The 12,667-nt window shown below is 38.2% G+C and carries 10 protein-coding genes and 5 tRNA genes; 6 read left to right on the top strand and 9 right to left on the bottom strand.

Annotation, left to right across the window (positions count from 1 at the left end; genetic code table 11):
• Positions 1-16: 16 nt before the first annotated feature.
• Both K6I41_RS02390 and K6I41_RS02385 read left to right on the top strand, forming a co-directional pair.
• Complete coding sequence (locus K6I41_RS02390; protein ID WP_004789577.1) at positions 17-730, top strand: DUF3108 domain-containing protein; 714 nt, start codon at positions 17-19, stop codon at positions 728-730.
• A 71-nt stretch (positions 731-801) separates the two neighbouring features.
• A complete protein-coding gene (locus K6I41_RS02385; RefSeq protein WP_004789579.1) occupies positions 802-1,377 on the top strand; it encodes a xanthine phosphoribosyltransferase in 576 nt (191 codons plus the stop codon).
• Between the two features lie 47 nt (positions 1,378-1,424).
• Here K6I41_RS02385 and wrbA read toward each other — a convergent pair whose 3' ends face one another.
• Positions 1,425-2,033 carry an NAD(P)H:quinone oxidoreductase gene (gene wrbA / locus K6I41_RS02380; protein WP_023274375.1) on the bottom strand — a complete coding sequence of 203 codons (609 nt, stop codon included), beginning with the start codon at positions 2,031-2,033 and terminating at the stop codon, positions 1,425-1,427.
• Positions 2,034-2,393: 360 nt separating this feature from the next.
• Here wrbA and K6I41_RS02375 point away from each other — a divergent pair, with 360 nt between their 5' ends.
• Complete coding sequence (locus K6I41_RS02375) at positions 2,394-3,641, top strand: YihY family inner membrane protein (protein ID WP_016140126.1); 1,248 nt, start codon at positions 2,394-2,396, stop codon at positions 3,639-3,641.
• 103 nt (positions 3,642-3,744) lie between these two features.
• Here K6I41_RS02375 and K6I41_RS02370 read toward each other — a convergent pair whose 3' ends face one another.
• Both K6I41_RS02370 and K6I41_RS02365 read right to left on the bottom strand, forming a co-directional pair.
• The gene (locus K6I41_RS02370; protein WP_250375133.1) at positions 3,745-4,386 is read right to left on the bottom strand and encodes a fumarylacetoacetate hydrolase family protein; all 642 of its coding nucleotides are present in this window, start codon (positions 4,384-4,386) and stop codon (positions 3,745-3,747) included.
• A 39-nt stretch (positions 4,387-4,425) separates the two neighbouring features.
• Complete coding sequence (locus K6I41_RS02365; RefSeq protein ID WP_005301331.1) at positions 4,426-4,923, bottom strand: YcxB family protein; 498 nt, start codon at positions 4,921-4,923, stop codon at positions 4,426-4,428.
• 223 nt (positions 4,924-5,146) lie between these two features.
• On the opposite strand from K6I41_RS02365, the gene K6I41_RS02360 reads away from it, so the two are divergent.
• On the top strand, positions 5,147-5,839 hold the full coding sequence (locus tag K6I41_RS02360; protein WP_250375132.1) for a nitroreductase family protein: 693 nt from the start codon (positions 5,147-5,149) through the stop codon (positions 5,837-5,839).
• Between the two features lie 112 nt (positions 5,840-5,951).
• Here the strand turns inward: K6I41_RS02360 and K6I41_RS02355 are convergent.
• A tRNA-Arg gene (locus tag K6I41_RS02355) sits at positions 5,952-6,028 on the bottom strand.
• A 580-nt stretch (positions 6,029-6,608) separates the two neighbouring features.
• On the opposite strand from K6I41_RS02355, the gene K6I41_RS02350 reads away from it, so the two are divergent.
• The gene (locus K6I41_RS02350; RefSeq protein ID WP_250375131.1) at positions 6,609-8,768 is read left to right on the top strand and encodes a hypothetical protein; all 2,160 of its coding nucleotides are present in this window, start codon (positions 6,609-6,611) and stop codon (positions 8,766-8,768) included.
• Positions 8,769-8,838: 70 nt separating this feature from the next.
• On the opposite strand, the gene K6I41_RS02345 is transcribed toward K6I41_RS02350, so the two are convergent.
• From K6I41_RS02345 to K6I41_RS02325, 5 genes are all read right to left on the bottom strand, one after another.
• A complete protein-coding gene (locus K6I41_RS02345) occupies positions 8,839-9,432 on the bottom strand; it encodes an HAD-IB family hydrolase (protein ID WP_049837374.1) in 594 nt (197 codons plus the stop codon).
• 106 nt (positions 9,433-9,538) lie between these two features.
• A tRNA-Arg gene (locus K6I41_RS02340) sits at positions 9,539-9,615 on the bottom strand.
• A 39-nt stretch (positions 9,616-9,654) separates the two neighbouring features.
• Positions 9,655-9,731: transfer RNA gene (locus K6I41_RS02335), tRNA-Arg, on the bottom strand.
• A gap of 39 nt (positions 9,732-9,770) precedes the next feature.
• Positions 9,771-9,847: transfer RNA gene (locus tag K6I41_RS02330), tRNA-Arg, on the bottom strand.
• Positions 9,848-9,857: 10 nt separating this feature from the next.
• A tRNA-Ser gene (locus tag K6I41_RS02325) sits at positions 9,858-9,948 on the bottom strand.
• A gap of 261 nt (positions 9,949-10,209) precedes the next feature.
• On the opposite strand from K6I41_RS02325, the gene rnr reads away from it, so the two are divergent.
• On the top strand, positions 10,210-12,624 hold the full coding sequence (rnr, locus tag K6I41_RS02320; RefSeq protein ID WP_013196788.1) for a ribonuclease R: 2,415 nt from the start codon (positions 10,210-10,212) through the stop codon (positions 12,622-12,624).
• Positions 12,625-12,667 lie beyond the last annotated feature (43 nt).

Here is a 12,667-nt window from a genome sequence, read left to right as displayed (position 1 = left end):
ACAAGGATATTTACTTATGGCAACAAAATTTCTGAAATCGTTTGGCATCGCAACAGGTATTTCAACAACTTTGCTTTTTGCAGGTTTCTCAAGCCATGCACTTGCCATGAGCCCATTTCAGGCAAATTATCAGTTCACTTATAATAATAAAGGTATGGGTTCGGCTACACGTACCTTAAGCCAGCAAGGTAATAATTGGACTTATAATTTCACGGCAAAAGCAGGTGGAATTGCTTCAGCAAGTGAAACAAGTAAATTTAGTTTTGCTAATGGTAAAATTGGATCTCAAAGTTTTAGCCGTACCAGCAAAATTTTGATTCATAACAACACTATGAATATTAACTTTAATCCAAACAGCAAAACTATTTCTACCAAGAAAGATGATAAAGCTCGTTCATTTGCTTGGCAGGCTGGTGTACTTGATGAGTTAAATGCAGAATTACAAGTGCGTGAAGATTTAAAAAATGGTTCTCTTAAAACTTCATACCCTCTTGCCGATGCAAAAGAAGTTGAAAATCGCCGTTTTGTAAAACAAGGTAATGAGAAAATTAAAACTTCTTATGGCACATTCGATACCGTAAAAGTTGTTTTAGAACATGGCAAACCAGACCGTAATACTATTTTCTGGTTAGCACCTAAATTGGACTACTTACCAGTTAAAGTCAGCCATGTTGATGGTAAAACTTCTTATGGCCTGTTATTAACAAGTTATACAGGTAAAACGAATTAAAGCTTGCATTTTTTCGGATGCTTTTTAAAATACGCATTTGCTTTAAAAGCATCCGTCTAGAGGATTCTCCCGTGCACGCACTAGAACAGAAAATCTTAACAGAAGGTATCGTTCTATCTGATCAAGTCTTGAAAGTCGACGCTTTCTTAAACCACCAAATTGATCCTGTATTAATGCAGCAGATTGGTAAAGAATTTGCCGCTCGCTTTAAAGATGCAGGGATTACCAAGATTATTACCATTGAAGCATCAGGTATTGCACCTGCAATCATGGCAGGTTTGGAACTTGGTGTACCTGTAATTTTCGCTCGTAAATATCAGTCATTGACGTTAAAAGATGACTTATATCGCTCTAAAGTATTTAGTTTTACTAAACAAACGGAAAGCACGATTGCGATTTCAAACAAACACCTTCATTCAACTGATAAAGCATTAGTTATTGATGACTTCTTGGCGAATGGCCAAGCAGCATTAGGACTAATTGATTTAATTCACCAAGCAAATGCAGAAGTTGTGGGGGTTGGTATTGTGATTGAAAAATCATTCCAACCGGGCCGTGATTTATTGCTTGAAAAAGGCTACCGAGTTGAGTCATTAGCACGTGTTCTTTCTCTTACAGATGGTAAAGTTACTTTTGTAAAAGAATAAATTGTGCAAATAAAAAAGAGCGGATATCCGCTCTTTTTTTTGGCTGTTTAAAGAGAAACCACCAGCTTTTTAACAACTTCACCCAAACGCTTACCTTGAGCTTCACACAAAATCTTTTCATCCTGACTTAAGCTCTGGTCATGGCGGGGTCCGCTTACATGACTTGCCCCATACGGTGTTCCACCTGTTTTAGTGTTAGATAAAGCTGGAATTGCATTTGGTAATCCCAGAATCATCATCCCGTGATGAAATAACGGCGGCAACATCGTGAGTAAAGTACTCTCCTGCCCACCATGCATTGATCCAGAAGAAGTAAAAACACAAGCAGGTTTATTATGTAATGCTCCATTGAGCCAAAGACTCGTCGTTTGGTCCCAAAAATATTTCATTTCACTTGCCATATTGCCGAAGCGAGTTGGGGAACCTAACGCCAGACCTGCACAATTCGCTAGATCATCTAACGTACAGTAGATATCGCCTTCTGCTGGAATACTTGGTTCAGCTACCGTGACGACCGGAGCAATATTTGGCACTGTCCGAATTTTCACTGACATACCCGCAGACTCAACACCATTGGCAATTAAATGCGCCATTTCTTTAGTAGAACCATATTTACTGTAATAGAGTACAAGAATGTAAGGTTGCATCGGTTTCATAAATTTTGTTAAAAAGAACACTATACGGTATTTTTTATTTTTTTGGCGAAACCAATTTTATGAAATTCTAGAGTTGATTGATTGTTTAGCGTTAAAGGCAACACGAGCAAATTTCTCAAATTCGTTGAGTAAAAGGTTCATCAACTTTTGATGAATCTTATGATCACACAACAGAAAGTCAACTTTTCTGAAAAGATTATGGCTACAATTTTTTCTATAGCGCATAGTAAACTTACAGAACGACTTTAATTCTATAAGTTATTATTTTGCTTTAATCTACGATTTGAGTTCTTCAGCTCATACTTTGATAAGCTATTAATCGCCCAACATGATGATTAAAAAAATCGGGATAGACAACGCATGTTACAACGTTTTTTAAGTAAGCTTCCTTTTTATAATAAAACCTGGTTTCAGTTCGTTTTATATGTATTTAAACGTTTTGAAGCTGATCGGTGCCGTGAACAAGCTGGTTCCCTCACCTATACAACACTATTCGCAGTTGTGCCGATGTTAACGGTTTTTTTAGTTATTATCTCTTCAATTAAAGCGCTAGAACCTGCAAGACAACAGCTCCAACATTTAATCTATAGTAATTTTTTACCTAAGAGCACTATTGCATTTGATAAAGCTCTAAACGCTTTCACAGAGAAATCGAGCAACCTGACCGTTATTGGTGTGCTGTTTTTATTCGTCACTACCGTTTTAATGCTGACCTCAATTGAAACCGTCTTTAATCGCATTTGGCGCGTAAAAGAAACTCGTAGTGGCATTATGGGTTTTATGCGTTACTGGACCATCATCTCTTTAGGTCCCATTATCTTAGGAAGTGCATTCGTCATTTCCTCGACTGTCGCTTCTATGAATATTCTCAGCAATAATTTTGCAGGATATCAACTTGATGGATCATTCATACTCTGGTTAATTTCTTTCTTATTGACCATTGTTGGCTTTTTTATTTTGTATTGGACTATTCCGAATCGAACAGTGCCAGTTTATGCAGCCGGTATAGCAGCCTGCTTAAGTGCTGTACTTTTTGAAATTCTCAAAAACCTATTCAGCTTCGTAATGTCAAATTTCACCAGCTATGAACTGATCTACGGCGCATTTGCAGCGGTACCTATCTTCCTGTTATGGATCTTTCTTTCATGGAATATTATTTTACTGGGTGTAGAAGTTAGTTTTGCTTTAACTGCTTTTCACTCAGGTAAAGAACAAAAACGACATCCTGTTCTAATGTTATTAGATATTCTTGAGCTGTTTTATAAAAAGCAAAAGCTGGGTGAAAGTGTAAGTGATAAAGAAGCTTTAGAAATTTTAGGCCGTGGAGAAATTGGTCGCTGGCCTGCTTATGTGCTTTTACTAGAAGAACAAAATTTAGTTAAACGCACCGATAAAGATGAATATGTTCTAGCGCGTAATTTATCCCAAGTTGATTTCTGGAGTTTTTTCACAGCCCTTCCGTACCCATTGCCTTTACGTCAAGATGTCCAAAATGTGCATGATGACGATGAATGGATGGAAAAAATTGGACCAGCGCTCATTGAATCTAATGATTATTTGGCTGCAAAACTTTCTATTCCTCTTTCAACAGTTTTTGAAGAGAAATAGAAAAATAACGATTTATTAATATAAATATCTTCCACTTCTAGACAATAAAAAAACCTATTATTGAAAAATAATAGGTTTTTTTATTGGGAAATTTAGGAATAGCTTATGCTTTCACAAAAGTTTTCCATACAAAATCTTGCGTTGCACCTTTTAATGTCATTTTTAACTGATCACCCGAGTGTAATGGCCCAACACCAGCAGGTGAACCTGTCATAATTACATCACCCGGTTCTAGTGAAAAGACCTGATTAATATCAGCTAATAGATCACCTATGGTAAACATTAATAATGCCGTATTACCATCTTGACGTAACTCATCATTAATATGGAAAGTGAATTTGGTCTCTTGCCAATCTGTAATTTCGCTCAAATCTACCCAATCAGCCAATACACAAGCACCATCAAAAGCTTTTGCACGTTCCCATGGATGACCTTTACTTTTCAGATCATTCTGTAAATCACGCATTGTTAAATCGAGACCTAATGTCACCGCACCAATCGCTTTTAATGCTTTTACAGGATCTGTTTCACCTTTTAAAGGCTGGTCAATACGTAAAACTAATTCACACTCAAAATGACAACTGCCCCAAGCTGGATTCCAGGAAATACCGTCATTTAAACCAATTAAACTACTAGGTGGTTTAATAAATAATATAGGCTTGTCAGGCATAGCATTATTTAATTCTTTGACATGATCAGCATAGCTTCTGCCTACGCAAACGATTTTTGAAGGACGTGTATTCATGAGGCTTCCTTTGTTGTTGCGGCTAATAATTCCAATAATTTATTTCTTAAATGTATTTTCAAATATCGTTTGATCTGAAACCTGTGCAAATGCGCGCTTTGGCACAATAATTACAGTTTTGTTTTTTAACTCAAGCATGTACGTCAGCTTACCTTTAGCAAAGGTTTGCACATCCGCATATTGCACTACTTGCTTACGCTCACTGGAATAAAGCTCAAAATAATCTTGATAAAGGTCGATTCCCTGCTCACTCTTTCCGAACTGGTAACGAACAAATTGACGTTTAAATAACATCGGTAAAAGCCAATAACGCATCAGCCCTTGCATCACCAGAAAAAACAAACCTAATCCGACATAATATCGGCCAACCCCAGAGAAACCTAAATAAAGTCCCCAAATAATAATTGCAATGCTAATCGCAGGTGTTAGAAAACGGGTAAATTGTTTTTTCCCAAATGTTACTAACGAAAATCCATCTTGTGATTCTTCTAAATTCAAATAGTAACGTAAAGATAAAGCTGTTTTTTGCTCAGTCATTGCAATGCATCAATACTCAATAAATCGAAACTATTAGAGCATATTCATTTCAGCTTTAAAATGAATCAAAGGCTATTTTTTGTTTTGTTTAAAAGAAGCAGTTATAGTTCAGTTGCAAAATATTTTTCGTTGCATATATGGAACGTAGATTCATATTTTTTGAGCTTATTTCACTTTTTAAAATTTCTACAATAAGAGCATCACCTTCTTAGTGGAATGTCTCATGTCTTTTTTTGCAAAATTATTTGGCTTAAATCAAAAAGCAACTGTCTCAAAAGATGTGGTTACGCAAACCACTCAAGAGACGAACCTTTCAAATGAACCAAGCTTTTTAGAATTAATTAAAAAACGTCGTTCAATTTATTCAATAGGAAAGAACTTAAAACAGTCCCCAACTGAAATTGAAAAATTAATTCAAGAGGCTGTAAAACATAGCCCATCTGCATTTAACTCCCAGTCTTCTCGCGTTGTGATTTTATTTGATCAGTCCCACCAAAATTTCTGGAATATTGTTTTAGATGTATTAAAAACGATTATTCCAGCAGAAGCCCTAACTGGAACTGAGCAGAAAATTCAAAGTTTTGCGGCAGGTACAGGTACAGTTTTATTTTTTGAAGACCAACATGTGATTAAAGGTCTACAAGAGCAATTTGAAGCATATGCAGATAATTTTCCAATATGGTCTGAGCACTCAACAGCAATTGCACAATTTGCAGTATGGAACGTACTGGCTGAACAAGGTATTGGAGCTTCTTTGCAACACTACAATCCAATCATTGATGAGAAAATTAATGCTGCTTTTAATGTTCCTGCTCATTGGAAATTAAGAGCTCAATTGGTATTTGGTTCAATCGAAGCCGAAGCCGGAGAAAAAGCTTTTATTGAAGATGAAAATCGTTTTAAAACATTTGGCTAATTTTCTACTTTTTAACTCTTTCAAAGCTGGTTGCCACGAGCACCGGCTTTTAATAGAAATGACAAAAAATAGGCACAAAAAAACCGCTATATATAGCGGTTAATTCTTCAAGTGGTGCGCTCAGAGAGATTCGAACTCCCGACCCCTTAGTTCGTAGCCAAGTGCTCTATCCAGCTGAGCTATGAGCGCGTACTTGATGTTGCGCATTATACGCATTTTTTAAGGCTTAGGAAGCCTTTTTTCATCTTTCTGTCATCAACCGTCTAGTTCTTAGCCACACCCCTCTTTTACATAAAATAGTAGCTAAAATTATTGAAGACTTTCTTACCTAAGATGTATTTGAAATATTTTTTTTCAAATAAGTTTTATAGGCTTTTTGACGTATTTCGCCACATACCTAAAAGCTAAAGTCGACCATTTCACTCAACATTATAGAAATAATATATTTCTAGCTAAGCCCTAACATTATAGACCTAAGTAAAATTTATCTAATATACTGCTTCAAATAAGTGGAAATATAAGAAAAAATATAATTAATTAAAAAAATATTATATAAAAACCATTATTATTTTTACGTCTAAATTAAATGAATTATTATTTCTTTAAATATTATTTAATATTAAAAAATGTGACTAAAAATACACATTGACAGCTTTTGATATCTAACCAATACTAAATTCCAATTATTGAGATATACATCTCATTAATTATGTAGCGCAATAAATAATACTTACTTAAAAATACATAATTATATAGGAAATAGACCAACATGTTTTTACTAAAAAATCTCGTATCTTCGATCTCAAAAGTTACTCAAGACTTGGGTAATGTTGTATCGGTAAATACCACTGTAAACACGGGTTCTTCTGTTGATGCACATGTTTCAACATCAGGCTTACTTTCAAATGTTATTTCTACAGTAACTAATACGGTTACGCATACTGCAACAGGCTTAGTTTCTGATGTGGTTGGCACTGTAACTGGTACTGTCGGTTCTACAAATCCATTAGAAACAGTAACCAATGTTGTGGGTGGTGTAACTGGTGGTTTGATTGGAGGCGTATCTGGCGGCAATCCCCTTGAAGTAGTCACTGGTGTTATTGGTGGCATAACAGGTGGTGTGACTGGCGGAACATCACCAATTTCCCCTGTCATTGATGTCGTTCAAGGCGGTATCGATATTCTTCAGGGTGTCGAAAGTCTAAAAACTGAAATTATCAACACTGGCATTGAAACTGTTGCTGGAACAATCATTGGAGTACTCCCACAAACTGAACATCCTGTTTCTGAAATTGCTGACCTTGGTACCTTAACTTTTGAAACTTCTCGCGACACCGTAAACGGTGCTCTTGAAGTTGTTTCTGATTTAGTAGGTGGAGATATCTCAGGCGCAACTGCGTCAGCAACTGGAATTGTTGAAACACTTATCAACAATGGTACAACTGCTACAGGTATTGTCACTGGTGTAGTTGGAAGTGTTACCGATGTAGTGGGCGGTGTAACTGGTGGCGTTGGTGGTAATCCGCTTGAAGTGGTGACGGACATCATCGGTGGTGTAACAGGCGGCGTTGGTGGTAACCCACTTGAAGTTGTAACCGACATTATCGGTGGCGTAACGGGCGGTATCGGTGGCGGCACATCTCCAATCTCTCCAGTAATCGACGTAGTTCAAGGCGGTATCGATATTCTTCAAGGCGTTGAAAGCCTAAAAACTGAAATTATTAATACAGGTATCGACACTGTTGCCGACACAATCATTGGCATTCTTCCACAAACTGAACATCCTGTTTCTGAAATTGCTGACCTCGGCACATTAACTTTCGAAACTTCTCGCGACACGGTAAACGGCGCTCTTGAAGTTGTTTCTGATTTAGTTGGCGGAGATATCCAAGGTGCAACTGAATCAGCAACTGGTATTCTGGGTACACTTATCAATAATGGTACAACTGCTGCTGGTATTATCACTGGTGTTGTAGGAAGTGTTACCGATGTAGTGGGTGGCGTAACGGGTGGAGTTGGCGGTAACCCGCTTGAAGTTGTGACTGACATCATCGGCGGTGTAACAGGCGGTGTCGGTGGCAACCCACTTGAAGTTGTAACCGACATCATCGGCAGCGTAACGGGCGGCGTTGGTGGTAACCCTCTTGAAGTCGTAACTGACATCATCGGCGGCGTAACGGGCGGTATCGGTGGTGGAACATCTCCAATCTCTCCGGTGATCGACGTAGTTCAAGGTGGTATCGATATTCTTCAAGGTGTTGAAAGCCTAAAAACTGAAATTATCAACACTGGTATTGATACCGTAGCGGATACGATTATCGGTATTCTTCCACAAGTAGAACATCCTGTTTCTGAAATTGCTGACCTCGGCACACTAACTTTCGAAACTTCTCGCGACACAGTAAATGGTGCTCTTGAAGTTGTATCTGACTTAGTCGGTGGTGATATTCAAGGTGCAACTGAATCAGCGACTGGTATTATCGGTACACTTATTACTAATGGCTCTACTGCAACTGGTTTATTAACAGAAATCCTTGGCGGTGTAACAGGCACTATTGGTGGAGTTACTGGTGGTGATAGCCCTCTTGGCGTAGTAACTGATCTTCTTGGAGGTTTAACTGGTAGTGTTAGCGGTGATAGTCCACTCGGTGGAGTGACTGACCTTCTAGGCGGTTTAACTGGTGGCGTTACTGGTGGCACAGAAAATCCTATTGGTATCGTAACGGATATCGTGGGTAGCTTAACTGGTGGAGTGACTGGTCAAGGTGGCTTAGATGTCATTTCTAATTTACTTGGTGGATTAACAACTGGCAGCTTACCCGGTGGAGTAACTTCTACAGTATCTACCGTAACAAATACAACGCATACTATCGTACCTCAGTCATTACTTACTGATAACTTCTTAGATAATTCGCTCCATACTGTTTAATATCATTAAAAGAAAGCCACTTTTATAAGTGGCTTTCTGATTTAATATAGTTTCAAATATTAATTTAATACTAATCAATCTCTTGCCATCTATAATACTTTTTATGTGCTAATTCCAACATTGCATAATCATTAGGAGTATCACCATAAGCATATATGGTCGGGTATTGGCTTAAATCATATTTATTTTTTATTCTATTTACTTTTTCTAAATAACCACAATCACCATCAATAAAATGGCCTGTTAAAATACCATTATGTGTTTCAAGTTGGTTGCATATAACATCTAAACCTAAAGAATGACACCAACTTTCTAAATAAACACCTAATGATGCAGATACAACAACAATTTGATCACCTTGTTGTTTATGCCAGAGAATACGCTCCAAAGCATTTTCACGAACACATGTAGGAAGTATCTTTTTAGCAAACTCTTGTCCCATATCTTTTAGAGAATTCGCGTCATAACCCACATATCCTACTTGGCAGAGCTTAGTTCGAATGGTTTTATCCGTTACCCAACCAAGTTTATAGCCAGCTATATAGGGTGCAAGCCGAATACCACCGACGAGTTGTGTTTTTCTATCTAAAGAAAATTTAAGAAACAAGCTGAATGTGTCGTTATGAGTGATGGTGCCATCAAAATCAAATAAAGCTAGGTTCATTTATGATTATCTCTAATATAATTAAAAAGTTATAAATTTAGATTTATTAAAATTACTAAAAAATAAGCACAAAAAAACCGCTATAAAAGCGGTTAATTCTTCAAGTTGGTGCGCTCAGAGAGATTCGAACTCCCGACCCCTTAGTTCGTAGCCAAGTGCTCTATCCAGCTGAGCTATGAGCGCGTAACTTGTGTGCCTTTCAGCGATTCGTTCTGTTTTACTTGGTGCGCTCAGAGAGATTCGAACTCCCGACCCCTTAGTTCGTAGCCAAGTGCTCTATCCAGCTGAGCTATGAGCGCGTAACTTGTGTGCCTTTCAGCGATTCGTTCTGTTTTACTTGGTGCGCTCAGAGAGATTCGAACTCCCGACCCCTTAGTTCGTAGCCAAGTGCTCTATCCAGCTGAGCTATGAGCGCATTAAGTAAATGGCGGTGAGAGAGGGATTCGAACCCTCGATACCAGTAATAGGTATGCTTCCTTAGCAGGGAAGTGATTTCAGCCACTCATCCACCTCACCGGAACGAGCCGCCATAATACAAACTAAAACCACATTGTTCAAGTCATCATACTGAAATTTTCTTGTTTTTTAGTTCAATGAATTATTTTTTAAGCAATTTCCTCATTATTTTCGTCTTTTTCGATCAAACGCTTGTTAAGATAGATATTATTTCTTCATCAAAATACTGTAGTGCATAACACATTATTGCAAACCTGAACGTGCAGTTCGGGTCTGCATGGCTTATGCTAAACTTATCTGCCAAGCGTGAAACAAAACGACATGACAAAAAACTGGGCTGACCCTGAAGCGAAAGCTGAAGCTGAACGTTATGACAATCCTATTCCAAGCCGTACTCTGATTTTAGATACGTTGGAACAGTTGCAAACACCACAATCTCATGCAGAGCTTGTCGATCATTTTAATATTCATGACCAAAAAAGTATCGAAGCATTAAGTCATCGTTTAAGTGCTATGGTTCGTGATGGTCAAATCATGAAAGACGGTTTTAAATTTCAGTTGGTGGCAGATCAACCAACATATGAAGCAACTGTTTATATTAATAGTAAAGGTTTAGGTACAGCACATATTGATGGTCAAACTGATCTTTTACTTCCTGAACGTGAACTACGTTTAGTATTTAATGGTGACCGAGTTAGAGTGCGCCAGACTTCAGTAGACCGTAAAGGTAAACCTTGGGGTTTTATCACAGAAGTTTTACAGCATCGTGTTAAACAATTAATTGGTAAATTGTCAGTTCATGAGGGTGAATATTTTATTCAACCCAACAATCCTAATCAGCATCAGCCTATTCCTTTAGAAAAAGAACTCGTAAAACATGCTGGGGCGAATGTTGGCGATATGCTACGTGTTGCAATTGATAGCTATCCAACCCGTGAAGAGTTTTCAACAGCACATATTATTCAGTCTATGGCAGACAAAGCTGATACAGAAATTATCATTCCACAAACCATTCTTGAGTTTGGTTTGCCATATGAATTTCCAGATCAGGTATTAAAAGAAGCAGAAAGTTTTAAAGAACCATCTGCTCAAGACCGTGAAGGTCGTATTGATTTAAGAGATTTGGCATTAGTTACAATTGATGGTGAAGACGCTCGAGATTTTGACGATGCAGTTTATGCAGAAAAACGTCCGGGTGGTGGTTACCGCGTTGTCGTCGCAATTGCCGATGTTAGCCATTATGTACGCTTAGACTCAGCCCTCAACGAAGAAGCAGAAGAACGAGGCACTTCGGTATATTTCCCACACTTCGTATTACCAATGCTACCAGAGGCTTTGTCAAACGGCTTGTGTTCTCTGAACCCTCATGTAGACCGCTTATGTATGGTCTGTGACCTTAAGCTCTCTCGTTCAGGCCGTGTAACTGGTTACGATTTTTATCCGTCGGTTATGCACTCAAAAGCACGTTTGACCTATACCCAGGTAGCGCAATACTTTGAAGGCGCAACAGATGCGATTCCAAAAGATCGTGATGTTCATAAATCTTTAAATACACTTTTCCAGCTTTATCAAATTTTGAAAAACTTGCGTGCTGATCGCCATGCAATGGAATTTGAAACCATTGAAACGTACATGACTTTTGATGAGCTGGGCGGGATTAAAGAAATTTTGCCACGTACACGTAATGAAGCACATAAGCTCATTGAAGAATGTATGTTACTTGCTAACGTTGCTGCAGCTGAATATGCATTAGAACATGATGTTCCAATGTTATATCGTGTGCATGAAGCTCCAGAGTTTTCACGTATTCAGAAAGTAAAAGACTTTGTGAAATTGCTTGGTCTACCCTTCCCTGATCAACCAACTCAAGCAGACTATCAAAAAGTTATTGAAGCGACCAAAGACCGTATTGATGCACCAAGTATTCATGCCGTTTTATTACGCTCAATGATGCAAGCTTATTATGGCGCAAAAAATGCGGGACACTATGGTTTGGCTTATGAAGCCTATACCCATTTCACTTCGCCAATCCGCCGTTACCCAGATTTATTGTTACACCGTGCTATTAAGGCACACTTGAAACAAAAGCCTTATCCTCTCTCTGGTGCTGCGCTTGATGATGCTGGTGAACATTTTTCTCAAACTGAACGCCGTGCAGATGAAGCTTCTCGTAGCGTAACAACTTGGTTGAAGTGTCACTACATGCAACAGCATTTGGGTGACGAGTTTATTGGTATCGTAAGTGCAGTAACCGAATTTGGTTTATTCATTACACTTAAAGATCTATATGTCGATGGCATGATCCATATTAGCCAACTGGGCGATGACTTCTTTATTTATGACCAAGCGAGCCAAAATCTGGTAGGTCAAAATCGTGGTCAAGTCTTTGGTTTAGGCGATGAAGTTAAAATTCAGGTGGCTGGCGTAAATCTTGAAGAACGTAAAATTGACTTCCAGCTTCTTCAACAAGTCACACATGCTGGAAGAGTCGTTCGTAGCCGAGCTCCACGCACAACTAAAACATCTTCACAGGCAACTGAAGAAGTTTTCAGTAAACCAACAAGTAGCGATGGCGAAAGACCTGTTCACAAAAAGAAAGAAAAAGCCAAGGCGAGTTCTTATACTAAAAAGTCTGGTAAAAAACCTTCTGCAAAAGCCGAAAGTAAACCAGAAAAAGTAAAGAAAAAGTCCAAGCCTAAAAAGAAAAAGGCCAATGCAAAATCAAAGGCTGAATAATTAAACACTAGATGTTACCAGCCTAGAAATAAGTCCCGATTTG

This window comes from Acinetobacter sp. AS23 (genome assembly GCF_023612055.1).
In the GTDB taxonomy this organism is placed as follows: Bacteria; Pseudomonadota; Gammaproteobacteria; order Pseudomonadales; family Moraxellaceae; genus Acinetobacter; species Acinetobacter oleivorans.
The sequence above is the reverse complement of the archived record's forward strand: the minus strand, read 5'-3'. Positions and strand labels throughout refer to the sequence as shown.

Excerpts from the sequence above, each read along its gene's own strand:
- K6I41_RS02390 (WP_004789577.1), top strand. The coding sequence starts at position 17 with ATGGCAACAAAATTTCTGAAATCGTTTGGCATCGCAACAGGTATTTCA.
- wrbA (WP_023274375.1), bottom strand. The coding sequence starts at position 2,033 with ATGAAACCGATGCAACCTTACATTCTTGTACTCTATTACAGTAAATAT.
- K6I41_RS02375 (WP_016140126.1), top strand. The coding sequence starts at position 2,394 with ATGTTACAACGTTTTTTAAGTAAGCTTCCTTTTTATAATAAAACCTGG.
- K6I41_RS02370 (WP_250375133.1), bottom strand. The coding sequence starts at position 4,386 with ATGAATACACGTCCTTCAAAAATCGTTTGCGTAGGCAGAAGCTATGCT.
- K6I41_RS02365 (WP_005301331.1), bottom strand. The coding sequence starts at position 4,923 with ATGACTGAGCAAAAAACAGCTTTATCTTTACGTTACTATTTGAATTTA.
- K6I41_RS02360 (WP_250375132.1), top strand. The coding sequence starts at position 5,147 with ATGTCTTTTTTTGCAAAATTATTTGGCTTAAATCAAAAAGCAACTGTC.
- K6I41_RS02350 (WP_250375131.1), top strand. The coding sequence starts at position 6,609 with ATGTTTTTACTAAAAAATCTCGTATCTTCGATCTCAAAAGTTACTCAA.
- K6I41_RS02345 (WP_049837374.1), bottom strand. The coding sequence starts at position 9,432 with ATGAACCTAGCTTTATTTGATTTTGATGGCACCATCACTCATAACGAC.
- rnr (WP_013196788.1), top strand. The coding sequence starts at position 10,210 with ATGACAAAAAACTGGGCTGACCCTGAAGCGAAAGCTGAAGCTGAACGT.